Source organism: Burkholderia sp. RS01 (assembly GCF_039748055.1).
Classification (GTDB): domain Bacteria; phylum Actinomycetota; class Actinomycetes; order Actinomycetales; family Micrococcaceae; genus Arthrobacter.
Map to the genome: position 1 here is coordinate 47,429 of NZ_JBDLAK010000021.1, position 24,017 is coordinate 71,445.

Annotated in this window: 23 protein-coding genes; 1 reads left to right on the forward strand and 22 read right to left on the reverse strand. The window is 67.2% G+C overall.

Translation table 11 applies throughout. The annotated features are described in order from the left end of the window. Positions 1-32: 32 nt before the first annotated feature. From coaBC to pyrR, 11 genes are all read right to left on the reverse strand, one after another. The gene (coaBC, locus tag ABFP37_RS17780; RefSeq protein WP_078027860.1) at positions 33-1,295 is read right to left on the reverse strand and encodes a bifunctional phosphopantothenoylcysteine decarboxylase/phosphopantothenate--cysteine ligase CoaBC; all 1,263 of its coding nucleotides are present in this window, start codon (positions 1,293-1,295) and stop codon (positions 33-35) included. A 40-nt stretch (positions 1,296-1,335) separates the two neighbouring features. Next, a complete protein-coding gene (rpoZ, locus tag ABFP37_RS17785) occupies positions 1,336-1,596 on the reverse strand; it encodes a DNA-directed RNA polymerase subunit omega (RefSeq protein WP_056635274.1) in 261 nt (86 codons plus the stop codon). A 39-nt stretch (positions 1,597-1,635) separates the two neighbouring features. After that, positions 1,636-2,208, reverse strand: a complete 573-nt coding sequence (gmk, locus tag ABFP37_RS17790) for a guanylate kinase (protein ID WP_078027861.1) — start codon at positions 2,206-2,208, stop codon at positions 1,636-1,638. A gap of 43 nt (positions 2,209-2,251) precedes the next feature. Beyond that, a complete protein-coding gene (gene mihF, locus ABFP37_RS17795) occupies positions 2,252-2,569 on the reverse strand; it encodes an integration host factor, actinobacterial type (protein ID WP_185982254.1) in 318 nt (105 codons plus the stop codon). Between the two features lie 97 nt (positions 2,570-2,666). Beyond that, positions 2,667-3,533, reverse strand: a complete 867-nt coding sequence (gene pyrF / locus ABFP37_RS17800; RefSeq protein WP_347034361.1) for an orotidine-5'-phosphate decarboxylase — start codon at positions 3,531-3,533, stop codon at positions 2,667-2,669. Further along, positions 3,526-6,855 (reverse strand): carbamoyl-phosphate synthase large subunit, encoded by a 3,330-nt coding sequence (gene carB / locus ABFP37_RS17805; protein ID WP_078027864.1) that lies wholly within the window; start codon positions 6,853-6,855, stop codon positions 3,526-3,528. The genes pyrF and carB overlap by 8 nt, the downstream gene beginning before the upstream one ends. Then, on the reverse strand, positions 6,855-8,156 hold the full coding sequence (gene carA / locus ABFP37_RS17810) for a glutamine-hydrolyzing carbamoyl-phosphate synthase small subunit (RefSeq protein ID WP_347034362.1): 1,302 nt from the start codon (positions 8,154-8,156) through the stop codon (positions 6,855-6,857). Before carA ends, carB begins: the two co-directional genes overlap by 1 nt. A 4-nt stretch (positions 8,157-8,160) precedes the next feature. Continuing rightward, a complete protein-coding gene (locus ABFP37_RS17815; protein ID WP_078027866.1) occupies positions 8,161-8,682 on the reverse strand; it encodes a hypothetical protein in 522 nt (173 codons plus the stop codon). Beyond that, positions 8,682-10,079, reverse strand: a complete 1,398-nt coding sequence (locus tag ABFP37_RS17820) for a dihydroorotase (RefSeq protein WP_078027867.1) — start codon at positions 10,077-10,079, stop codon at positions 8,682-8,684. The genes ABFP37_RS17815 and ABFP37_RS17820 overlap by 1 nt, the downstream gene beginning before the upstream one ends. Continuing rightward, positions 10,079-11,074, reverse strand: a complete 996-nt coding sequence (locus ABFP37_RS17825; protein WP_144275734.1) for an aspartate carbamoyltransferase catalytic subunit — start codon at positions 11,072-11,074, stop codon at positions 10,079-10,081. The genes ABFP37_RS17820 and ABFP37_RS17825 overlap by 1 nt, the downstream gene beginning before the upstream one ends. Beyond that, a complete protein-coding gene (gene pyrR / locus ABFP37_RS17830; protein ID WP_078027868.1) occupies positions 11,071-11,655 on the reverse strand; it encodes a bifunctional pyr operon transcriptional regulator/uracil phosphoribosyltransferase PyrR in 585 nt (194 codons plus the stop codon). Before pyrR ends, ABFP37_RS17825 begins: the two co-directional genes overlap by 4 nt. A 200-nt stretch (positions 11,656-11,855) precedes the next feature. Between pyrR and ABFP37_RS17835 the strand changes: the two genes are divergently transcribed. Then, positions 11,856-13,127, forward strand: coding sequence for a PrsW family intramembrane metalloprotease (locus tag ABFP37_RS17835; protein WP_078027869.1), 1,272 nt, complete (start codon positions 11,856-11,858; stop codon positions 13,125-13,127). Between the two features lie 121 nt (positions 13,128-13,248). Here the strand turns inward: ABFP37_RS17835 and nusB are convergent, their stop codons facing one another. From nusB to ABFP37_RS17890, 11 genes are all read right to left on the reverse strand, one after another. Continuing rightward, the gene (nusB, locus tag ABFP37_RS17840) at positions 13,249-13,659 is read right to left on the reverse strand and encodes a transcription antitermination factor NusB (RefSeq protein WP_078027870.1); all 411 of its coding nucleotides are present in this window, start codon (positions 13,657-13,659) and stop codon (positions 13,249-13,251) included. Further along, positions 13,659-14,222, reverse strand: coding sequence for an elongation factor P (gene efp, locus ABFP37_RS17845; RefSeq protein ID WP_056635236.1), 564 nt, complete (start codon positions 14,220-14,222; stop codon positions 13,659-13,661). Before efp ends, nusB begins: the two co-directional genes overlap by 1 nt. Positions 14,223-14,377: 155 nt before the next feature. Further along, entirely contained in the window at positions 14,378-14,896 is a 519-nt protein-coding gene (locus tag ABFP37_RS17850; RefSeq protein WP_347034363.1) for a tetratricopeptide repeat protein, read from the reverse strand. Further along, positions 14,896-15,984: a 3-dehydroquinate synthase gene (gene aroB, locus ABFP37_RS17855; protein WP_056635230.1), complete on the reverse strand. Its 1,089-nt coding sequence runs from the start codon at positions 15,982-15,984 to the stop codon at positions 14,896-14,898. The genes ABFP37_RS17850 and aroB overlap by 1 nt, the downstream gene beginning before the upstream one ends. Further along, a complete protein-coding gene (locus tag ABFP37_RS17860) occupies positions 15,981-16,628 on the reverse strand; it encodes a shikimate kinase (protein ID WP_078027872.1) in 648 nt (215 codons plus the stop codon). Before ABFP37_RS17860 ends, aroB begins: the two co-directional genes overlap by 4 nt. Beyond that, positions 16,628-17,827, reverse strand: coding sequence for a chorismate synthase (gene aroC, locus ABFP37_RS17865; RefSeq protein ID WP_347034364.1), 1,200 nt, complete (start codon positions 17,825-17,827; stop codon positions 16,628-16,630). Before aroC ends, ABFP37_RS17860 begins: the two co-directional genes overlap by 1 nt. Positions 17,828-17,853: 26 nt before the next feature. Further along, entirely contained in the window at positions 17,854-18,714 is an 861-nt protein-coding gene (locus ABFP37_RS17870; RefSeq protein ID WP_078027874.1) for a shikimate dehydrogenase, read from the reverse strand. Next, positions 18,711-20,390 carry an endolytic transglycosylase MltG gene (mltG, locus tag ABFP37_RS17875; RefSeq protein WP_347034365.1) on the reverse strand — a complete coding sequence of 560 codons (1,680 nt, stop codon included), beginning with the start codon at positions 20,388-20,390 and terminating at the stop codon, positions 18,711-18,713. The genes ABFP37_RS17870 and mltG overlap by 4 nt, the downstream gene beginning before the upstream one ends. Further along, positions 20,387-20,986, reverse strand: coding sequence for a Holliday junction resolvase RuvX (ruvX, locus tag ABFP37_RS17880; protein WP_347034366.1), 600 nt, complete (start codon positions 20,984-20,986; stop codon positions 20,387-20,389). The genes mltG and ruvX overlap by 4 nt, the downstream gene beginning before the upstream one ends. 7 nt (positions 20,987-20,993) lie before the next feature. Continuing rightward, positions 20,994-23,672 (reverse strand): alanine--tRNA ligase, encoded by a 2,679-nt coding sequence (gene alaS / locus ABFP37_RS17885; RefSeq protein WP_078027877.1) that lies wholly within the window; start codon positions 23,670-23,672, stop codon positions 20,994-20,996. 111 nt (positions 23,673-23,783) lie between these two features. Beyond that, entirely contained in the window at positions 23,784-24,014 is a 231-nt protein-coding gene (locus tag ABFP37_RS17890; RefSeq protein ID WP_185982253.1) for a DUF6167 family protein, read from the reverse strand. Positions 24,015-24,017: the final 3 nt, after the last annotated feature.

Consider the following 24,017-nt stretch of genomic DNA (forward strand, 5'->3'; position numbering starts at 1 on the left):
TCCCCATGCTAAGGAGACGTTCCTTACGCCCGTCAGGTTCGCGGAAAGACCTTGCTCAGCTCGGCGCTGATGCGATCGATGACTACGGCGGCCACGTCCTGTTTGGAGCCGGACGCCGATTGGGGTTCGGAGCCGGTCCGGGAAAGGATGACCACCGAGTTGTGGTCCTGGCCAAAAACCTTGTCCGAGCCCACGTGGTTCACCACCAGAAGGTCGCAGCCTTTGCGTTTCAGCTTCTCCGCGGCATACCCGAGGACGTCGCCGTGGGCGTCCCCCGTCTCGGCGGCGAAGCCGACCACGAGCTGGCTGTTGCCCCCGGCGTCGCGGACGGCAACGAGTTCGTGGAGGATGTCGGGATTCCGGATCAGCGTGATGACGGGATCAGCGGTGTCGTCCCGTTTCTTGATTTTGGTGTCGGAGACGTCCGCGGGGCGGAAGTCCGCCACCGCGGCGGCCATGATGACGACGTCGGAATCGGCTGCCGCCGTCAGGACGGCTTCCCGGAGCTGCAGGGCAGTCTCAACCTCCACCAGTTCGACGCCCGCCGGAGCGGGGACCTCCATGTGCGCGGCCACGAGCCGCACCGTCGCTCCGGCGTCCCGGGCCGCGGCCGCCAGCGCGACGCCCTGCTTTCCGGAGGAACGGTTTCCGAGGAACCGGACGGGGTCCAGGGGCTCGCGCGTGCCGCCCGCGCTGATGGTCACGGTCCGGCCGGTGAGCGGAAAGAGCGGGGCTTCAGTGCCGCCATGACCGGGAACGGATTCCTGCAGGCCGCGCGCCAGCGCCATGGCCGCCTCAAAGATGGCCTCAGGTTCAGGCAGGCGCCCCGGGCCGGAGTCCGAGCCGGTCAGGCGCCCGCTGGCGGGTTCCAGCACGGTGGCACCCCGGCTGCGCAGCGTTTCCACGTTGGCCTGGGTTGCGGGGTGCTGCCACATTTCGGTGTGCATGGCGGGGGCAAAGAGCACGGGCCCGCTGGCCATGAGCAGCGTGTTGGTGAGGAGGTCGTTGGCCTGCCCGGTGGCGGCACGGGCCAGCAGGTCGGCAGTCGCCGGGGCCACGACCATGAGGTCGGCCTCGTGACCGAGCCGGACGTGGTTGACCAGGTGGACGTCGTCGAAGACGCTGTTGGTCACCGGGTTCCCGGAGAGCGCCTCCCAGGTTGCCACACCGACGAAGCGGGTGGCCGCTTCGGTGGGGATGACCGTGACGTTGTGGCCGGCTTCAGTAAAAAGCCGGAGGAGCGACGCCACCTTGTAGGCGGCAATCCCTCCCCCGACTCCGAGGACTATGCGCACGTGACCTCCGTCAACAGGCAGTCTGTTTACTCTGCGGAAGTTACTCTGCAGCTTCGACCGGAGTGGCGACCAGTTTGCCTTCGTTGATCTCGCGCAGCGCGATGGACAGCGACTTCTCGTTCAGCTTGGTGTCAACCAGCGGTCCAACGTACTCGAACAGGCCCTCGTGCAGCTGGGCGTAGTAAGCGTTGATCTGACGTGCACGCTTGGCACCGAAAATCACCAGTCCGTACTTCGAATCGGCAGCCTTCAGCAGCTCGTCGATCGGCGGGTTGATGATGCCTTCAAGGTTCGTGGACACGAATTCTCCAAATTCTAACGGGCTGGCACGATCCGGCGCCTAACGCGGGTTCGGGATCAGCCCCATGAGTGAAACAAGCTCGTCCGCTGCCCGTCGAACGTCATCATTGATGACCGTGTGATCGAACTCCGGCTCAGCGGCAAGTTCTAGTTTAGCGGTTTCCAGCCTGCGCTGCTGTTCCTCGGCGCTTTCTGTGCCGCGGCCCACCAGGCGACGGACCATTTCGTCCCAGCTGGGCGGTGCCAGGAAGACAAACTGGGCGTCCGGAACGGCATCCTTGACCTGGCGCGCACCCTGCAGGTCGATCTCCAGCAGGACGGAGCGGCCTTCGGCAATTGCCTGGTTTACCGTGCTCTTCAGCGTGCCGTAGGTGTTCTGCCCATGCACCACGGCCCATTCAAGGAATTCGCCCGCTGCCACCAGTGACTCGAACTCCTCTTTCGACTTGAAGAAGTAGTGCACTCCATCGACCTCGCCGGGCCGCGGAGCACGCGTGGTAGCCGAAACGGACAGCCAGACGTCGGGGTAATTGTCGCGGATATAGGTGGACACGGTGCCTTTGCCAACAGCCGTAGGACCAGCGAGGACTGTCAGTCCGGGTTTCTTGCTCACGTATTCCTTTGGGCGGTGTTCAGATGACTCTGTTCGGATGAATCTATTTCTCGTTCATAAAATCTACCAGCGCCCGGCGCTGGTGGACGCCCAGCCCCCTCACCCGGCGCGAGGCTGCGATGCCCAGGTTGTCCATGATGGCCGCTGCCCGGACTTTTCCGATCCCCGGCAGCGCCTCGAGCAGTTCGGTAACGCGCATGCGGGCGATGGCTTCTTCGGTGCCCCCGGAGTCCAGCACCTCGGCGATGGACAGGTCACCCGTTTTGAGTCTCTCCTTGGTGGCAGCCCTGGCAGCCCTCGCCGCCGCGGCCTTCTTCAACGCATCGGAACGTTCCTGCGGCGACAAGGGTCGTAAGCTCACGGTCATTCCCCCGGGGTCATCCAGCGGATCCAAGGCCAAGGGCGGGCGTTGGACTTGTCCTTGAACCTACTCCCTGCCCGCCCGAGAAATCAATGGACTATTCGGCGCGGAGCCCGTCAAGGGTGCGCGCCGCCGCGTCGGCCAGAGCCCGGATCCCCGGGCCGGCCTTGAGGATGTCACGGCTGGACGTTCCCAGCACCTGCGCGTAGGCCGTGCCGAACGTCCGCCGCAGGTCCGCGGGGGTCGCTCCCTGGGCGCCCAGGCCCGGAGCCAGGATGGGCCCGCGGACGGCTTCCAGGTCAAGCTGGAGGTCCGCCAACGCGGTCCCCACGGTGGCCCCGATCACGAGCCCGACGGAACCCAGCGGTCCCGGATACCGCGCGTTTTCGCCGGCGGCCGCCTGGACAATCCTGCGGGCCACGGAATCGCTTCCGCCCACGTGCTGGACTGAAGCGCCCTCCGGGTTGGAGGTGAGAGCCAGGACAAACACGCCGCGGCCGTGGGCTGCCGCGAGGTCCAGGGCGGGCCGGAGCGACTCGAACCCCAGGTAGGGGCTCAGCGTCACGGAATCCGCTGCCAGGGACGACCCGTCCCTCAGCCACGCGTCGGCGTAGGCAGCCATGGTGGAGCCGATGTCGCCGCGCTTGGCGTCGGCGATGCTCAGCACGCCCGCCTCTGCCGCGGCAGCAAGCGTCCGCTCGAGTGCCGCCATTCCGGCGGAGCCATGGCGCTCGTAGAGCGCCACCTGCGGCTTCACCGCGGCAGCGAGCGATCCCACGGCTTCCAGCACGGTGAGTGAGAACCGCTCCAGGCCCGCGGCGTCGTCGTTCAGCCCCCAGCTGTCCAGCAGCGCCGGGTGCGGGTCGATGCCGACGCACAAGGGGCCGCGGTCGGCCATGGCCCGGCCCAGCCGGGAGCCGAAGGACTCCCGGCTGGCCGGTTCAACAGAGGCCGACTCAGGCATGCTGCACTGCCGCCTTCTCCGCTGCTGCCTTCTGCGAAGCCTTGAGGGCCGCGGCGTGCTCCTGCAGGCTGGTCACGGACCATTCGTAGGTGCGGAGCGCCTCGATGGCCTGGACGGCGGCGTTGAATTCGGCCACCGTGGTGATGCACGGAATGCCGATCGAGGTGGCCGCGGCGCGGAGTTCGTAGCCGTCGCTGCGGGCCTCGCCGCCGGAGGGCGTGTTGAACACCATGTCGATTTCGCCGGCCACCACCATGTCGGCGATGGTGCCCTCCCCTTCGGCGCTGCTGCCCTCGGCAACCTTGCGCACCGGGGTGGCCTGGATGCCGTTGCGGCGCAGGACGTCGGCGGTGCCGCCGGTAGAAACGATCTCGAAGCCGAGGTCGGAGAGGCGCTTGACACCCATGATCACGGAGCGCTTGTCCCGGTTGGCCACGGAGACGAAGATCTTGCCCTCAGTGGGCAGGGCATTGTTCGCGGCGGCCTGGCTCTTGGCGAAGGCGGTGTCGAAGTGCTTGTCGATGCCCATGACCTCGCCGGTGGAGCGCATTTCCGGCCCGAGGAGGGAGTCCACGACCTTGCCCTCCGGAGTGCGGAAGCGGCTGAACGGCAGGACCGCTTCCTTGACCGAGACAGGCGCATCCAGCGGCAGCGTGGAGCCGTCGCCGGTTTCCGGCAGCATCTTGTAGGCGCTGCGCAGCTGGTTCACGGTCACACCGGTGCCGATCAGCGCCGCGGCCTTGGCCATCTGCACGCCGGTGGCCTTGGAGACGAACGGCACGGTGCGGGAGGCGCGCGGGTTGGCTTCCAGCACGTACAGGACGTCCGAGGCCAGCGCGAACTGGATGTTGATGAGGCCGCGGACGCCCACGCCCTCGGCGATGGCCCGGGTGGCGGTGCGGACGCGCTCGAGCACGTTGTTGCCCAGCGTGATGGGCGGCAGGACGCACGCGGAGTCTCCGGAGTGGATGCCGGCCTCCTCGATGTGCTCCATGATGCCGCCGAGGTACATGTCCTTGCCGTCGAACAGGGCGTCGACGTCGATCTCCACCGCGTCTTCCAGGAACCGGTCGATCAGCACCGGGTGCTCCGGCGTGATTTCCGTCGCGTTGGCGATGTAACGGGACAGGTTGGGCTCGTCGTAGACGATTTCCATGCCGCGGCCGCCCAGGACGTAGGACGGGCGCACGAGCACGGGGTAGCCGATCTCGTCGGCGATCTTCTTGGCGTCCTCGAAGGACACCGCGGTGCCGTTCTTCGGGGAGATGAGCCCGGCTTCATCCAGCACCCGGGCAAAGGCGCCGCGGTGCTCGGCGAGGTCGATCGCTTCCGGTGACGTGCCGAGGATGGGCACGCCGGCGTCGGCCAGCTGCTGGGCCAGCTTGAGCGGGGTCTGGCCGCCGAGCTGCACGAACACGCCCATCACGCCGCCGGTGCGTTCCTCGGCCGCGATGACCTCGAGGACGTCCTCCAGGGTCAGCGGTTCGAAGTACAGGCGGGTGGAGACGTCGTAGTCGGTGGAGACGGTCTCCGGGTTGCAGTTGACCATGACGGTCTCGTAGCCGGCCTTGCGCAGGGCCATGGAGGCGTGCACGCAGGAGTAGTCGAACTCGATGCCCTGGCCGATGCGGTTGGGCCCGGAGCCGAGGATCAGGATGGACGGCTTGGCGTGCAGGGCCACCTCGTCCTCCTCGTCGTAGGACGAGTAGTGGTACGGGGTGTAGGCGGCGAACTCGGCGGCGCAGGTGTCCACGGTCTTGTAGACCGGGCGGATGCCCAGGGCCTGGCGCACACCGCGGACCACGGCCTCGGAGTTGTGCGTGAGGGCGCCGATCTGCTCGTCGGAGAAGCCGTGGCGCTTGGCGCGCTGGAGCATGTCCACCGTCAGGGCACCGGACTGGCGGATCTCGCGGGAGATCTCGTTCAGCAGCTGGAGCTGGTCCAGGAACCAGGGATCGATCTTGGTGGCCTCGTACAGGTCCTCGAGGCTGGCCCCGCCGAGCAGGGCGCGCTGGACCTGGTGCAGGCGGTCCGTGGTGGGGCGCTTGGCCTTCTCGATCAGCTCCGCAACTTCCCATTCCGGAACGTGGCTGAAGTCCAGCTGGGACCCCTTCTGCTCGAGGGACCGCAGCGCCTTCTGCAGGGCTTCGGTGAAGTTCCGGCCCATGGCCATGGCCTCGCCCACCGACTTCATGGTGGTGGTGAGCGTCGGATCGGCTGCCGGGAATTTCTCGAAGGCGAACCGCGGAACCTTGACCACGACGTAGTCCAGGGTGGGCTCGAAGGAGGCCGGTGTCTTCTGGGTGATGTCGTTGGGGATCTCGTCCAGGGTGTAGCCGAGCGAGAGCTTGGTGGCGATCTTGGCGATGGCGAAGCCGGTGGCCTTGGAGGCCAGGGCCGAGGACCGGGACACGCGCGGGTTCATTTCGATGACCACCACGCGGCCGGTGTCCGGCTCGATCGCGAACTGGATGTTGCAGCCGCCGGTGTCCACGCCGACTTCGCGGATGACGGCGATGGAGATGTCGCGCAGCCGCTGGTATTCACGGTCCGTGAGGGTCAGCGCCGGAGCCACGGTGATGGAGTCGCCGGTGTGGACGCCGACCGGATCGAAGTTCTCGATGGAGCAGACAACTACGACGTTGTCGTTCTTGTCCCGCATCATCTCGAGTTCGTATTCCTTCCAGCCGAGGATGCTCTCTTCGAGCAGCACTTCGCTGGTGGGGCTGTACTGCAGGCCCTGGCCGACGATCCGGCGGAGGTCGTCTTCGGTGTAGGCGAGGCCGGAGCCCAGCCCGCCCATGGTGAAGGAGGGGCGGACCACCATGGGGTAGCCGAGGTCCTCGGCCGCCTTCAGTGCCTCGTCCATGGTGTGGATGATGTGGCTGCGGGCGGATTCCGCTCCGCAGCGCTCCACGACGCCCTTGAACTTTTCGCGGTCCTCGCCGAGTTCGATCGCGGCGATGTTGGCGCCGATGAGCTCCACGTTGTACTTTTCCAGCACGCCGTTCTTGTCCAGGGCGATGGCGGTGTTCAGCGCCGTCTGGCCGCCCAGGGTGGGCAGCAGGGCGTCCGGGCGCTCCTTGGCGATGATCTTCTCCACCACCTCGGGGGTGATGGGCTCGATGTAGGTGGCGTCGGCGAACTCGGGGTCCGTCATGATGGTGGCCGGGTTGGAGTTGACGAGGATGACGCGCAGGCCTTCCTCCTTGAGGACGCGGAGGGCCTGGGTGCCGGAGTAGTCGAATTCGGCCGCCTGGCCGATCACGATCGGGCCGGAACCGATGACCAGGACGCTCTTAAGGTCAGTTCTCTTAGGCATTACTTCTTGTCCTCAGTCTTGGTGTCAGTTTCGTGTTGTGCGTCCGCATCCGTTCCGGCTGCGGGGTGCGCAGCGTCCACGGGCTCTCCGGACAGGTTGGCGGTACGGCCGTTCCGCGTGCCGTTCATCAGGTCGATGAAGCGGTCGAAGAGGTACGCGGCGTCGTGGGGGCCGGACGCGGCTTCGGGGTGGTACTGGACCGAGAACGCCGGGATGTCGAGGCACGCGAGCCCTTCCACGACGTCGTCGTTCAGGCTGATGTGGCTGACCTCGACCCGGCCGAAGCGTTCCTCCGGTGCCGTGGTGGGCCCGTCAAGCGGGGCGTCGACGGCGAAGCCGTGGTTCTGCGACGTGATCTCCACCTTCCCGGTGCGGCGGTCCATGACCGGCTGGTTGATGCCGCGGTGGCCGTACTTGAGCTTGTACGTGCCGAAGCCCAGGGCGCGGCCCAGGATCTGGTTGCCGAAGCAGATGCCGAAGTAGGGCAGCTTCTCGTCCAGCACGGTGCGGAGGAGCTTGACCTGGGTGTCGGCCGTGGCGGGGTCGCCGGGGCCGTTGGACATGAAGAAGCCGTCCGGGTTCAGCGCCCTGACGTCCTCGATGGTGGCGGTGGCGGGGAGCACGTGGACGCGGACGCCGCGCTCGGCGAAGCGGACGGGCGTCATGGCCTTGATGCCGAGGTCGATCGCGGCGATGCTGAACCGGGCCTCGCCCTCCCAGCCGTGGTCCTTCGGTTCCACGACGTAGGCCTCGTCGATGCTGACTTCCTCGGCCAGGCGGGCGCCTTCCATCGGCTCGCTGGCGAGCACTACGTCCAGCAGTTCCTTTTCGGTGGCCTGTGCGGCTTCGCCGGAGAAGATGCCGGCGCGCATGGTCTTGTGCTCGCGCAGGTGGCGGGTGATGGCCCGGGTGTCCACGCCCTGGATGCCCACGATGCCCTGCTCCACGAGTTCCGAGTCAAGAGATCGCTCAGAGCGCCAGTTGGACGGGCGGCGGGCGGCGTCGCGGACGATGTAGCCGGCCACCCAGATGCGGCGGGATTCGGCGTCTTCGCTGTTCACACCGGTGTTGCCGATGTGCGGGGCCGTCTGGACCACCAGCTGGCGGGCGTAGGACGGGTCCGTGATGGTCTCCTGGTAGCCGGTCATGCCGGTGGCGAAGACCGCCTCTCCCAGGGCGGTGCCCTGGGCGCCGTAGCTGGTGCCGCGGAAGATGCGGCCGTCTTCGAGCACCAGGGCGGCCGGGGTGGAACTTGCGGCCTGGGGTGCAGTCGCTGTGTTTACTTCGTTGGGATCCGTCACTGTATTACTTTCCACTATGGGCGTCGGCCTGGGGGCCTGCGGAGATCAATTCCTGAAGAGTCTGGAGGAGGGCCGGTTTGTCCGCGGCCCGTCGGGTCCGGAAACCCGTGTCCAGTTCGTGGGTGCCGAGGGACCAGCTGAGAACCAGAAGGCCGTCCTTCTCGACGAACTTGCCGGCCATGCCGCTGTCCTGGCGGACGCCGGCCAGCCTGGCCGCCGGGATGAAGAGCGGCCCGGCTCCGGAACGCTCAAACAGCACGCCCTCCGGGTGGACCGTGAGTTCCGCGTTCGTGCGGATGCCCAGGCCCTGGACGGCGATGCGGTCCAGCCAGTCGCCGGCCGTTGTGGTGGCCACGTACTGGCCGTCGGCGGCGGCAAGCGGCTGGCTCAGTTCCGCCGGAACGGCGGGCAGCTGTTCGACGTCGGACTGTCGCCGCAGGCGGTTCCGCCAGCCGATGCCGATCAGGACCAGCACGACGGCGATGAGCGGGAGCGTGATGACCAGCGTGAGGGCTTTGTTGTCCATCAGTACCCGCCCGCCGGCGCTGCGGCGGCGTCGGCCGGGTGACGGTAGGGGGTGTTGAGTTTGCCGTCCAGGACGGTGGGGTGACCCTTGAAGAACGTGGCCACCACCTTGCCCGGGAGCTCCATGCCGCGGAACGGCGAGTTGCGGCCCATGGTGGCCATGGCCGACGGGTCGACGGTCCAGCGCGCGGCCGGGTCCACCAGGATGATGTTGGCGGGCTCGCCTTCCTCCAGGGGGCGGCCCTGGTCCGTGAGGCGGCCGATGCCGGCCGGCGCAATGGACGTGGCCCTGGCGAAATCGGCCCAGGTCATAAGGCCGGTCTCGATCATGGCGTGCTGGACGACCGAGAGTGCGGTCTCCAGGCCCGTCATTCCCATCGCCGCCTGCGCCCACTCGCATTCCTTGTGCTCGGAGGGGTGCGGTGCGTGATCCGTGCCCACGACGTCGATGGTGCCGTCGGCGAGGGCGGCCCGCAGCGCCTGGACGTCCGCGTCGGTGCGCAGCGGCGGGTTGACCTTGTAGACGGGGTCGTAGCTGCGGACCAGTTCGTCGGTGAGCAGGAGGTGGTGCGGCGTCACTTCAGCGGTGACGTTGATGCCGCGGGCCTTGGCCCAGCGGATGATTTCCACGGAGCCGGCCGTGGACACGTGGCAGACGTGGAGGCGGGATCCGACGTGCTGGGTGAGGAGGACGTCGCGGGCGATGATGCTTTCCTCGGCGACAGCGGGCCAGCCGGTGAGCCCGAGGACGGCGGAGACGTCGCCTTCGTTCATCTGCGCCCCGGCCGTGAGGCGGGGTTCCTGCGCGTGCTGGGCCACCACGCCGTCGAACGCCTTGACGTATTCGAGGGCGCGGCGCATCAGGACGGGGTCATGGACGCAAATGCCGTCGTCCGAGAACATGCGGACCTGGGCCCGTGAGTCGGCCATGGCGCCAAGCTCGGCCAGCTGCTCCCCCGCGAGCCCGACCGTCACGGCGCCCACGGGACGGACGTCGACCCAGCCGGCGGCGCGGCCCAGGCTGTGGACCTGCTCCACCACTCCTGCGGTGTCGGCCACGGGCGTGCTGTTGGCCATGGCGTGCACGGCGGTGAAGCCGCCCAGCGCGGCGGCGCGGGTTCCGGTCTCGACGGTTTCCGCGTCTTCCCGGCCCGGTTCCCGCAGGTGGGTGTGGACGTCCACCATGCCCGGCAGGGCGATGAGGCCGTCGGCGTCGATGACGGTGGCGTCTCCGGCGGCGCTGCTGGCGGCTGCGCCGCGCGCGGCAATGACGCCGTCGCGGATGAGCAGGTCCTCGGCTGCGGCTCCCAGGATCGCCGCCCCGCGGATGAGGTAGGTGCCGGGGCTTCCGGTTGCGGCGTTCGTGGTTGTGCCGGTATCGGCGGATTGTTCAGCCATCAGTTGCTCTCCTTCAGGGTGGCGGCTGGTTCACGGGTGTCCCCGGAGAGCAGCAGGTACAGGGCGGCCATGCGGACGGACACGCCGTTGCGCACCTGTGCAAGCACGGTGGAACGCGGCGAGTCGGCGGCGGCCGCGGAAATTTCCAGGCCCCGGTTCATGGGTCCGGGGTGCATGATGATGGTGTCCTTCAGCCCGAGGCTGTCCAGCGCGCGGAGCCTGTTGTCGTCAAAGCCCCAGCGGCGTGAATACTCGCGCGTGGAGGGGAAGTACGAGGCATTCATGCGCTCGCCCTGGACGCGGAGCATCATTACGGCGTCCACTCCCTTTTCCAGGGTTTCGTCCATGTTGTAGCTGACGCTGCACGGCCACTGCTCGACGCCGATCGGCAGCAGCGTGGGCGGCGCCACGAGGGTGACCTCGGCGCCGAGGGTGCGCAGCAGCCAGACGTTGGAGCGGGCCACGCGGGAGTGCAGGACGTCGCCGGCTATCGCCACGCGCATGCCTTTGAGGTCGGCGCCGCTGGAGGAAAGCCCCGCGAGCTTTGTCCAGTGGCGGCGCATGGTGAAGGCGTCGAGCAGCGCCTGGGTGGGGTGTTCGTGGGTGCCGTCGCCGGCGTTGATGACGGCGGCGTCGATCCAGTCGGTGGCCGCGAGCCGGTGCGGAGCGCCGGAGGCCCAGTGGCGGATGACGACGGCGTCCGCCCCCATTGCGGACAGCGTCTGGGCGGTGTCCTTGAGGGACTCGCCCTTGGACACGGACGATCCCTTGGCCGCGAAGTTGATGACGTCCGCGGAGAGCCGCTTGGCGGCTGCTTCAAAGGAAATGCGGGTCCGGGTGGAGTCTTCGAAGAAGAGGTTGACCACGGTGCGTCCGCGCAGCGCGGGCAGCTTCTTGACTTCGCGGTCGCCGACGGCGGCCATTTCCTCCGCGGTGTCGAGGATGCGGACGGCGTTGGTCAGGCTGAGGCCCTCGGTGGACAGCAGGTGCTTCATGCGCCGGCCTCGATGACCACTTCGTTGACAGCCTGGCCGTCAATGACGTCGGTTTCCTCGAGGCGCACCCGGACTTTCTCGGCTGAGGACGTCGGCAGGTTCTTGCCCACGTGGTCGGCACGGATCGGAAGCTCCCGGTGCCCGCGGTCGATCAGCACGGCCAGCCGCACGATGCGGGGGCGGCCGAGGTCAACAATCGCGTCCAGCGCGGCCCTGATGGTGCGTCCGGAGTACAGGACGTCGTCAATCAGGACGACAACCTTGTTGTCGATCCCGGACAGCGGCAACTGGGTGTGGTGGGGCGGCCTGGTGGGCTGGTGGGAAAGGTCATCGCGGAACATGGTCACATCCAACTGCCCGACGATGGCGGCCGCATCAACGGCGGGATCGGCGGCTGCGATCTTCTGCGCGAGCCGGACTGCCAGCGGATAGCCGCGGCGTGGGATGCCCAGCAGCACCAGGTCCTTTGAGCCTTTGTTGGCCTCAAGGATCTCATGGGCGATACGAGTGAGTGCACGGTCGATGTCCGCGTGGTTGAGTACAACCCTGGCCGGGACCGGTGCCTGTGTGACATGAGTCAACGCTCGTCTCCCCTTTCCCCGCCTCACGGGACGGAATTAAAAAAGGAACATTTGCCTTCCCAAATTACCACACGGGCGCCCGGGGGCAGCCCCGGCGGGAGGCGTCGTCGGTCACACCTGCGGCGGCCGGCGCCGGTGGCTGTGCCCGGGCTGACCGTGGCCTTTGGCGACGCGCATCCCCGCCGCATAGGCTCATCCCTATGTCGATGAACCCGCAGCAGCCTGCGTCCGGCCCGTCGGGCAGCCGCCCCGGTGACCCGCAGTGGCAGTTCCGTGAGCAGGCCACCAACCCCAGCTGGATGGGTCACGTCCAGCCGCAGAACTACCAGCCGGCCCCCGGGCACGGCGGAGGTTCGGTCGTCCAGGTCATCCCGGAGTCGGCGTCCACTGTCGGCACCCGGACGTCGGGGGGCGCGTTGGGGCTCGTCGTGGCCGGAGGAATCCTCGCCTTCGTCAGCCTGTTCCTGGTGGTGCCCTTCCTGCTGGCCAACACCGGGGCCACCGGGTTCGCCATCGGCTTCGTCGCGTCGCTGGTCCCGCTGGGTGCCGTGCTGGGGTCCGTCTACATCATTGACCGCTGGGAGCCCGAGCCGAAGAGGCTGCTCCTCTTTGCGTTCACGTGGGGCGCCGCGGTGTCCATCGCCGTGACACTGCTCATCCAGCCCGTATTCGCCCTTGCCGCCCCGTACTCGGACGAGGCCGCCTTCCGGGACTTCATGACCACCGTGCAGGCGCCCGTAGTGGAGGAATTCGCCAAGTCCCTGGGCCTGCTCCTGCTGCTCCTGATGGCCCGGAAGAACTTCGACGGCCCGGTGGACGGGGTGGTGTTCGCGTTCACCATCGCGGGCGGCTTCGCGTTCACCGAGAACATCCTCTACTTTGGCCGTGCCATCGCCGAGTCGGGCACGCCCGGCAGCGACCTCGCCCAGATCTTCTTCCTGCGCGGAGTGATGTCACCCTTCGCCCACGCCATCTTCACCGGAACCACCGGTCTGATCATGGGGCTCGCGGCGCGCCGCTGGCACGCGGGCGCGTCGGTTGCCGCCTTCGTGGTGGGCCTCATCCCCGCCATGATCCTGCACAACCGTTGGAACAGTATGGGGCAGGACTTCCTGGCCCAGTATGTGCTGGTGCAGGTCCCCATCTTCCTGCTGGCGGTCGCGTGCATCGTGGTACTGCGGATTGCCGAAACGCGCCTCACGCGCCAGCGGCTCCTCGAGTACGCCGCCGCGGGGTGGTTCACGCCGGTTGAGGTGGAAATGCTGGCCACCGCCGGCGGGAGGCGGCAGGCCGTGCGCTGGGCAGGCGCCTACCACCGTGCGCCGCAGATGAAGGAGTTCGTCAGGGCAGCCACCAGGCTCGCTTTCACCCGCCAACGGATCCTCAGCGGCAGGGACGTCCAGGCACACCAGCAGGACGAGGTGCAGCAGCTGCGCGAACTCGTCGCGCTGCGCGCCGCCGTCGGACACTAAATCCGGCCGGCACGAAGCCGCCGTCGGACGGAAGAACCTGCCTGACGCGGGCAGCAGAGAGCCCCGGCCAGTTCAGTTCACTGGCCGGGGCTCTCTTTACGTGCTGTTGACCTTCGTAGGGTCAGGCCAGCAGTGAAGGCTTCAGCTGCTGGAGACGCCCGAGCAGGCCGTTGATGAACGACGGCGACTCATCGGTCGACAGCACCTTGGCCAGGGCCACCGCTTCGCTGACGGCGACGCCGTCTGGCACGTCGTCGTTGTAGAGCAGTTCCCAGGTGCCGATCCGCAGGATGATGCGGTCCACGGACGGCATTCGCTCCAGGGTCCAGCCCTGTGAGTACGTTTCCAGGAACTCGTCGATGGCGGGCTGCAGTGAAACGACGCCCTCGACGATTTCGAGGGTGTACGGGTTGACTATCTGGTCGGTCCTCTCCCGCCGCGCGCGCAGCACGTCAAAGGCGGAAACGGAGCGCTGCTCCGCTTCGAAGAGGACGTCAAGGGCCCTGTTACGGGCTTTACCGCGGGCGCTCACTACTCGCTTACCCTGCCCAGGTAGCTGCCGTCACGGGTGTCGACCTTGACCTTGGTGTTGTTCTCGACGAACAGCGGCACCTGGATCTCGTAGCCGGTCTCAAGGGTGGCCGGCTTGGTTCCGGCGGAGGAGCGGTCGCCCTGCAGGCCCGGCTCCGTGTAAGTGATTTCGAGGACAACGCTCGGCGGCAGTTCGATGTACAGCGGCGTGCCTTCGTGGATGGCAATGTTGACCATCTGGTTTTCGAGCATGAAGTTGGTGGCGTCGCCCACCGTGGCACCGGAAACGGTGATCTGGTCGTAGTCCTGGGTGTCCATGAAGACGAAGTCCGCGCCGTCCTGGTACAGGTACTGGTAATCGCGGCGGTCCACGGTGGCGGTCTCGATCTTGAGGCCGGCGTTGAAGGTCTTGTCGACCACCTTGCCGGACATAACGTTGCGCATCTTGGTGCGCACGAACGCGCCGCCCTTGCCTGGCTTGACGTGCTGGAACTCGATGATGTTCCAGAGCTGGCCCTCAAGCTTCAGGACGGTTCCGTTCTTGATGTCGTTTGTGGTTGCCACTGGTTTCCTCTGGTTTGTATCTGACTGCTTCTAGCTGCCAGCCGTATGCCAAGCAGGCATGCCGATCGGCCCGCCAGCGTGTATTTATCAAAAATCCAAGAACCATTCTAGCGGACCTGCGGGCGGCCTCGTTCGGCCCCGTCCGGCGGCCGCTGTCAGGAGGCCAGATCGAGGACGTCGCGTGCCCTCTGGAGCGCCACTGTCGACGAATAGATGAGCGCCGCGTCGGCTGACTGCTCAACCCTTAGGTCGAGCGCCCGGGCGAACGACTCCGCGGCCGCACCGATGTGGCCGGAAACGAAGTGCGTCCTGCCGAGGTACTGGTGCACGAGTGCCTCGTTCGGCGTGCCGGGCACCTCCGCGAGGAGTTGCTTGAACAGCTCAACGGCGCGGTCAAAGCGGTGGGACACGCGCAGGACCTCGGCCTCAAACGTCCGGAGCCGGAACGACTCCGGGTCCTTATACCGCGCCTCGGCGAGCAGTTCCGCCGCGTCCGACGCGTGCCCCTCGACGAGGAGCACGAACACGCGGTCCGCCGGGTCGGTCGACGACTCAAGGGCCGCAGCGCAGGCCTCGTCGTTGGTGATCTCCGGCAGCAGGGTTTCCGGGTTGATCCTGATTCCCGGGAAGCCGCCGGCGGGCCACTCGATGGTGCCGCCGTCGAACTCCCGCATCAGGAGGCAATCTCCTGGTAGGCGGCGAACAGCAGCGAGGTGTCCGGAACGTCCAGGATGCCGGGCTTCGCGACGCCGTCGAGCACCACGAACCGGAGCAGGTCACCGCGTGATTTCTTGTCGCGGCGCATGCCGTCGAGGAGTCCCTGCCAGCGGTCGCGGCGGTAGGTGACGGGCAGTCCGAGCGATTCGAGGATGCTCCGGTGGCGGTCGGCGTCGGCGTCGCTGAGGCGGCCCACGCTGCGGGAGAGCTCGGCGGCGAACATCATGCCCACCGAGACGGCCGCACCGTGGCGCCAGGAGTAGCGCTCGACGAGCTCGATCGCGTGGCCAAGGGTGTGTCCGTAGTTGAGGATCTCGCGCAGGCCGGATTCCTTCAGGTCCTCGGACACCACCCGGGCCTTGACGGCAATGGCACGCTCAATGAGCTCACGGAGGGCGTCGGAGCCGGGGTCGGTGACAGCCTCCGGGTCCTTTTCCACGAGATCGAGGATGGCCGGATCGGCGATGAAGCCGCATTTGATGACTTCCGCCATGCCGGAGATCATCTCGTTTTTCGGCAGCGTGTTCAGCGTGTCAAGGTCCGCGAGGACAGCTGCGGGCGGGTGGAACGCGCCCACAAGGTTCTTGCCTTCGGCCGTGTTGATGCCGGTCTTGCCGCCCACCGAGGCGTCCACCATGCCGAGGAGGCTCGTGGGCATGTGGATGACTTTGACGCCGCGCAGCCAGGTCGCGGCAACGAAGCCGGCGAGGTCCGTGACGGCCCCTCCCCCGACCGAGACGACGGCGTCGGAACGAGTGAAGTCGTTCTGGCCCAGCACCTGCCAGCAAAAAGCGGCCACCTGGATGTGTTTGCCTTCTTCGGCATCCGGGATCTCGGCGGTGAGTGCGGTGAATCCCGCCGCGGCGAGTTCGTCCCTGACGGTGTCTCCGGTGAGCCGGAGCGCCCGGGGGTGGATGACCAGGACACGCCGGACGCGCTCACCGAGCAGCTCCGGGAGGGTGCCCAGGAGGCCGCGCCCAACGACGACGTCGTAATTGTCGCCGGCAGACTCGCCCGTGACCTTGATGACGGTTGATTCGCTCACTTCTCAACTTCCTGTTTCGCGGCCGCGTCTTGCCCGGCCGCCGTAGTCGCGGTGATGGATCCCGCGCTGATGTTGTCCGCAGCCGGGGTGGCCGCACCTGCAAGGAAAGCGCCGAGCGCCGCTTCGAGCCGGCGTCCCAGCTCCGGCACCGTCCCCCGGCGGACGTCGAGAACGACGTCGGCGAGGCGCTCGTAGACGGGTTTCCGGGTGGCAAACAGCGTTTTCCAGCGGCGGATCCCGTCGCCGGCGAGCAGCGGCCGGCCCGAATTCCTCGCAATCCTGGCTGCGACCGTCTCCGCGTCGCACTCGAGGTAGACCACCGTGCACCGGTCCAGCAGCTGCTGGGTTCCTGAATCCAGGACCGAACCGCCGCCGAGCGAAATGACGGTGGCAGTGCCGGCCGCTTCCTCGACGACGCGGGCAACAGTGCGTGCCTCAATCTCCCGGAACACCCGCTCGCCGCGGCCCGCGAAGATGTCCGCGATGGAGCCGTGGCTTTCAACGATGACGGCGTCGGTGTCCACGAAGTGGGCGCCCAGCTGTTGTGCCAGCTGTTGCCCGATCGCTGACTTGCCGACGGCCATGGGGCCGATCAGCACGATGGGCCGGCCCCCCGCAGCAGAGGGTGTATTGCTCGAAGGCACTAGCGTCCGATCGTGTCCAGCGACGCCGGAATGCTGTCGAGGTAGCCCCTGATGTTGCGGGCGGTCTCGGCCACGGAATCGCCGCCGAACTTTTCGGTGACGGCCTCGGCAAGGACCAGTGCAACCATGGCCTCAGCAACGACGCCGGCGGCCGGAACGGCGCAGACGTCTGAACGCTGGTGGTGGGCCTTGGCGGGTTCGCCGGTGCTGATGTCGATGGTCTTCAGGGCACGGGGCACGGTGGCGATCGGCTTCATGGCGGCCCGCACACGCAGGACGTCGCCGATGCTCATGCCGCCTTCGATGCCGCCGGCACGGTTGGACGTGCGGATGATCTTGCCGTCCGCGTCCTTGATGATTTCGTCGTGGGCCTGGGATCCGCGGCGCGCGGCAGTGAGGAACCCGTCCCCCACTTCGACGCCCTTGATGGCCTGGATGCCCATTAGCGCGGCGGCCAGCCTGGAGTCCAGGCGGCGGTCCCAGTGGACGTAGCTGCCAAGTCCCGGGGGCAGCCCGTAGGCCAGGACCTCCACCACACCGCCGAGCGTTTCGCCCTCCTTGTGGGCGGCGTCAACCTCTGCCACCATGGCGTCCGACGTTTCACGGTCGAAGCAGCGGAGGGGGTCGGCGTCGAGCGCAATGACGTTGTCCGGGACCGGCAGGGGCCGGCCTTCCGGGACCGTCACGCTGGCGATGGACACCGTATGGCTGACAAGTTCAATGCCGAGGTGCTTCAGGAACTGTGCGGCGACGGTTCCCATTGCGACGCGCGTGGCGGTCTCGCGGGCGCTGGCGCGTTCAAGCACCGGACGGGCCTCATCGAAGCCGTACTTCTGCATGCCGGTGAAGTCTGCGTGGCCCGGGCGGGGACGCGTGAGCGGGGCGTTGCGCGCCTGATCGGCGAGTTCCCCGGGGTCCACGGGATCGGCAGACATGATCTGCTCCCATTTCGGCCATTCGGTGTTGCCCACCTGGATGGCGACGGGGCCGCCCTGCGTGATGCCGTGGCGGACTCCGCCAAGAATGGTGACCACGTCCTGCTCGAACTTCATCCGGGCACCGCGGCCATAGCCGAGGCGGCGGCGCGCCAGGGCATCGGCAATCTGCCCGCTGGTGAGTTCAACACCTGCGGGGACGCCTTCGATAATTCCGACCAGTGCCGGACCATGGGATTCACCGGCAGTCAACCAACGCAACATACAATCCATCCTGCCATGTCTGGCGGTCAGTACACGCGCCGGGGAGCCCCGACTGCGTCACACATCACATCTATGACTTCCGCGCTGGCGGCGTCGTCGCGGCCCGTAAAGTAGCGGACCTGCTCAACAGCCTGGTACAGCAGCATCTCCAGGCCGGCGACCACTTTTCCGCCGCGGCTTTCCCAGGCGGCCGCGATCCTGCTGGGCCATGGATCGTAGGCGACGTCCAGCAGGACGCCGTCCGCCGGCGCGCCCAGCGCCTCAAACTCTGCCGCCATGCCGTCCGCGGCCCGGGGAGGCAAGGTGGATATTACGACGTCGGCGCCGGCCAGTGCGGCGACAGCTTCCGTCATGGGGCGCACGGCGATCTCCATCGCCAGGCCGCTTGCGGCGGCCCTGACTTCGGCCGCCCGGCCGGTGTCCCGGACGTAGACGGCAACCGACCGTGCACCGAGTTCCCGGAGCGCGGCTGCGGCCGCCGCCGCGGTCCCGCCGCCGCCGAGGACCACGGCCACAGGTGCCTCGGCCGCTCCGGCGTTGCGCAAGGCGTTGACGATGCCCGCGACGTCCGTGTTGTAGCCGAGCCGCCGTGCGGACTCCCCCGCACCTTCGAAGACGACCGTGTTGATGACGCCCAGCACCTGTGCCACTCCGCGGACCTCATCCACTTCGCGGACCATGGCCTTCTTGAGCGGCATGGTCACGGACAGCCCGCGCCAGCCCGGTTCTGCCCGGACGGACTCCATGAACGCGGGCAGGGACTCCTCCGTCACGTCGATGGCGGTGTAGCCAATGTCCGCGCCGAGTTTCGCATAGGCGGCCAGGTGCAGCGCCGGCGACTTGGAGTGGCTAATCGGGTGCCCCAGGACAGCAGCACGCAGGCTCATACGCAGCGGCCCGGGTTGGCCTCACACCAGGCGTTGTACTGCTCGACGTACCCGTTGTGTTCTGCCAGCGTCTTGGAGAACTTGGTTTCCTTGGTGTCGAGGTTGATCGTGACCCAGTACAGGTAATCGTTCTTGTTCGGCTTGGCCGCGGCATCGATGGCGTTCTTGCCCGGCGAGCCGATCGGGCCTGCCGGCAGTCCCTTGATGGCGTAAGTGTTGTACGGGTTGGACTTGTCGGCTTTTTCCGATTCGTCGATGTGGAAGGTCTTCTTGCCCAGCCCGTACGTGACGGTCGCATCCGACTGGATGAGGCCGTTGGTTTCGGTGTTGTTGGGCTTGAGCCGGTTGTAGATGGCGCCCGCAACGTCCTTGTACTCGGCCTGGCCGCCCTCTGCCTGCACGATGCTCGCGACCGTAACCACGTCATACTGCTTGGCGGGGTCCGTGACGCCCTGTTTCTTCAGCTCGTCGGTGGTGCTCTTGACCAGGGACGTCAGCATCGCCTTCGGCGTGGTTCCGAGCGGGAACCTGTACTCGCCCGGGGCAAGGTAGCCCTCAAGGTTTTTGGCCGTCGCGGGGAGGCCAAACTGTTTGGGCGAATCGCTGAGCGCTTTCAGCTGGGATACCGGTATGCCGGAACCTTCGGAGATTGCCTGCAGCGATTCGCCGATCCGGAGTCCGGCGCTGAGCGCGACGTACATGACCTTGGACTGTTCGGCGTTCAGCAGGACGGCTACGGCGTCGGCATTCTTCATTTCCTGCTTGAAGTCGTATTCGCCGGGAGCAAGGGTGCCGCCTGAGGCGGCCAGCGCGGAGACGAAGGTGTCGGCGTTGGCTACCACCCTGGCATCCTCAAGTTTCGCGGCAACCGAGACGGGCCCTTCGCCGGGCAGGACTGCCACCTTCACCTGGCCTGTCCCGGGACCGGGATAGTCACTTGCCTTGTCGGAACCGAGCAGCGGCTTGAGGAACTGGGCCCCCACGACGGCGGCAGTGACGAAAAGTGCGAGGGACAGCAGCAGCGCCACCAGGCGGCGCCGGCGTCGTACTTTCTTGGAGGGCCGGGGCACCGTGCTCACGCTGTCCGCATTGGCCAGCAGCTGGTGCCCGACTGCCTCGTGTTCAAGAGCGTCATGGTCCCCGTACGGGTCGTGGTGCGCATCATCATGGACGTCATGGTGGTGGTCCTGGTAGCCGGCCCCTGCGGCGTCAGCATGGTGCAGGCCTTCGTCAGCAAGGTGCAGATGCTCGTCAGCGTGGTGCAGGTGCTCGTCGGGGTAATGCGGGTGTTCGTCGGGGTGATGCGGGTGTTCGTCAGCGTGGACGGCTGCTTCCTCGGCGGCGGGTTCCTGCACGGCCGGTTCCTGGACCGTGGGCGGAACAGGCGGCACGCGGGGCACGGCGACCGTTGCGGGCACGGGCTCAGGCTCCGTCACCGGCTCGGGGGCGCGCTGCGGAGCGGGCCCGGGAGCGGCGGAGGCAGTTTGGGTGGGCGCGGGCTGCCCGAACATCTCCGGTGCGGTGTCCTCGCCGGACTCGTAGGCGTGCTCGGGAACGACGTCGCCGGATTCCGCCGTGAGGGCCTTCTCCCGGGCACGGATTTCCTTGCGCGTCAGCGGCCGTCCGGCGTCCCTGAGGGTCCTGCCGGAGGAGTCGTCGTTATTGACCGGGCTCACTGTAGCCTTCCATCCTCTGAAGATTGTGTGTCGTGCACCGGGACAGCCTGCTCAGCATTGCCTGCTGCGGCGTCTCCGGTAAGCCCCGGCTGGGAAAGCGCGCGTACGCGGCTCCCCACATCCGTTCCCCTGGCTTTTTGCATGTCGATGGCGTGCTGCAAGATTCCCGCAGCCGCAACCTGATCCACCACTTTACGGTGATTTTTGCTGCTCATGCCAGCTTCGTGAAGGTGTCGGTGGGCTGTGACGGTGCTGAGCCGCTCGTCAACGAGGTTGACGGGCACGTCCAGCCCGGTGCGGACAAGCTCCTCTGCCAGCAGCTGGGCGTACTCCGTGGCCATGCGGGCGGAGGCATGTTCTTCCCCCTTCATGGTCCTCGGCAGGCCCACAAAAATCTGCACAGCACCCCGCTCGGCCGCCAACGCCGCAATCACGCGGACATCTGAGTTCTTTTTGGGGTTGCGGTCCAGTGTTTTGAACGGCGTGGCCAGGATGGCGTCGCGGTCACAGATGGCGACGCCGACACGGACGGTGCCCACGTCGACCCCCAGTTTGATGCCCTGGGGGTAGACGTGGGACGCAGCGGATGAGGTCACGGATCTGCTAGCGCCGTGTTACGGCATCTACGACAGCCGCCAGCGCCGGGCCGACCTTCGAGGCGTCGGTGCCGCCGCCCTGGGCGACGTCGTCCTTGCCGCCCCCGCCGCCGCCGAGGATGCCGGCAGCAAGCCGGACCAGTGCTCCGGCTTTGACGCCGGCCTCGCGTGCGGCTTCGTTCGTGGCGACCAGGATGACCGGACGGTCGTTGCTGACTCCTGCCACAGCCACCGTGGAAGCCTCGGAACCGAGGCGGTTCCGCAGGTCCATGGCGAGTCCGCGGAGGTCATCCGCGCCGCTGACCTGGCCGGCGTCGTGCGCAATGACCCGAACGCCCGCGGCGTCCTTGGCCGTACCCACGAGCTGGGCGGCCTCGGCGGTGAGCTTTTCCTTGCGGAGCCGCTCCAGCTCCTTTTCCGTGGCCTTCAGCTTGGTCAGGGTCGTGGCGATCCTGTCGGCCAGCTGGCCGGACGGAACTTTGAGCATTTCGGTCAGCTCAGTGACGAGGGCGCGTTCGGCGGCGAGGTGGCGGAAGGCGTCCATGCCGACGAATGCCTCGACGCGGCGGTTGCCCGATCCCACGGACTGTTCGCCCAGCAGCGACAGGCTGCCGATGAGGGACGTGTTGGAGACGTGGGTGCCGCCGCACAGCTCGCGGGACCACGCGCCGTCGATTTCCACGACACGGACCTCGCTGCCGTAGTTTTCTCCGAACAGGGCCATCGCGCCGAGCGCCTTGGCCTCGGCGAGGCCCATAACCTTGGTGTCCACGCGGAAGTTGTTCCGGATGGCCAAGTTGGACACTTCCTCGATCTCCGAACGGGTGGCGGCACTGAGGCCCTCACCCCAGGCGAAGTCGAAGCGCAGGTATCCGGCCTTGTTGTAGGAGCCGCGCTGGGTGGCTTCCGGGCCGAGGATCTGGTGCAGGGCCGCGTGCACGATGTGCGTTCCCGTGTGCGCCTGCTCGGCGGCATGGCGGCGTTCGCGGTCCACCGCGGCGCGCACCAGCGCGTCGGAAGCGATTTCACCCTCGCGGACGATCGCCTTGTGGACGCTGAGGCCCTTGACCGGCCGCTGCACATCGAGAACTTCGACGACGAACCCGTCACCGGTGATGAGGCCGGTGTCGGCAGCCTGGCCGCCGGCTTCGGCGTAGAACGGCGTTTCGGCGAGGATCAGTTCGATCTCGTCGCCCGTGGCGGCCTGCGCGACCTTGCGGCCGGCGCTGAGGATCCCGCGGACGCGGGATTCGCCGTCGAGGTCGGTGTAGCCGGTGAAGACGGTCTCCCCCTCCGACAGCAGCTCCTGGAAGGCGCTGACGTCCGCGTGGGCGCCCTTCTTGCCCTTGGCGTCGGCCTGGGCGCGCTTGCGCTGCTCGAGCATGAGCTTGCGGAACTCGGGCTCGTCGACCTTCAGCCCGGCTTCCTCGGCCATCTCGAGGGTGAGGTCGATCGGGAAGCCGTACGTGTCGTGCAGGGCGAATGCATCGGCGCCCGAGAGCGGCCGGCCGGCGGCCTTGGACTCGGTCACAGCATCTTCGAGGCGGGCGGTGCCCGATGCGATGGTCCGGAGGAACGCCTTCTCTTCCGCGTAGGCGATCCGGCTGATGCGGTCGAAGTCGGTCGCCACGATCGGGTAGACGCCCTTCATGGCGTCGCGGGAGGCGGGGAAGAGGTCCGGCAGGCAGGCCTTTTCGACGCCGAGCAGGCGCATCGAGCGGACGGCACGGCGGATCAGGCGGCGCAGCACGTAGCCGCGTCCCTCGTTGGACGGCGTGACGCCGTCGGCAATGAGCATCAGCGCCGAACGGATGTGGTCGCCGACGACGCGCATCCGGACGTCGTCCGTGTGGTGCGGATCGTCAGCCGTTTCGGCCGACGTGTACTCCTTGCCGGAGAGTTCGGAGGCCTTGTCGATGACCGGGCGGACCTGGTCGGTCTCGTACATGTTCTCGACACCTTGGAGGATCATGGCGAGGCGCTCCATGCCCAGGCCGGTGTCGATGTTCTTCTTGGGCAGCTCGCCCACGATGTCGAAGTCGTCCTTGGAGCGGACGTTGTCGATCTGGTACTGCATGAACACGAGGTTCCAGATTTCGACGTAGCGGTTTTCGTCGGCGATGGGGCCGCCTTCGACGCCGTAGGCGGGGCCGCGGTCGTAGTAGATCTCCGAGCAGGGGCCGGCCGGTCCCGGCTGGCCTGTGTGCCAGTAGTTGTCAGCCTTGCCCATGCGCTGGATCCGGCTGGCGGGGACGCCCGTGTTCTTGAGCCAGAGGTCCTTGGCTTCGTCGTCCTCTTCGTAGACGGTCACCCACAGCAGTTCCGGCGGAAGGCCGTAGCCGCCGTCGTCAACGCTCGTGGTGAGCAGCTCCCAGGCGAACTTGATGGCGTCTTCCTTGAAGTAATCGCCGAACGAAAAGTTGCCGCACATCTGGAAGAAGGTGCCGTGGCGGGCAGTCTTGCCCACTTCCTCGATGTCGCCGGTGCGGATGCACTTCTGCACGCTGGTGGCCCGGTTGAAGGGGGCCTCTTCGCGCGCGGTCAGGTACGGAATGAACGGAACCATCCCGGCGACCGTGAACAGCAGGGACGGGTCGCTGGAGACCAGGGAGGCGGAGGGCACGGCGGTGTGGCCCTTGCTGACGAAAAAGTCGATCCAGCGCTTGGTGATCTCCTGCGACTTCATGAGCTGATTACTTACCCTTCTTGGTTCACGCGTTCTGCCGCGTGACAGTTTGATTCAGATGGCAGGTCCGGAACAACGGTTACTGCCGGTTTAATTCTCCCGCAGCGGCGGCTAGCGCCGCACAACGTCCTGGGATTCGACGCCGAGAGCGGTGCGCAGGTCGGTCTCCCGCTCGTGCATTCCGGCGCGGACCGCGTCGGCGAAGTCATAGACGCCGTCGGCCAGCCGGCCCACGGCGCGGTTCAGGCCTTCGGGCCCCAGGTTCGCCTGGGCCTCGGTGACTTTGCGGAAGGCGATGACTCCGATGGCCACGCCGATTCCCATCCAGACAAGTCTTTTCATTTT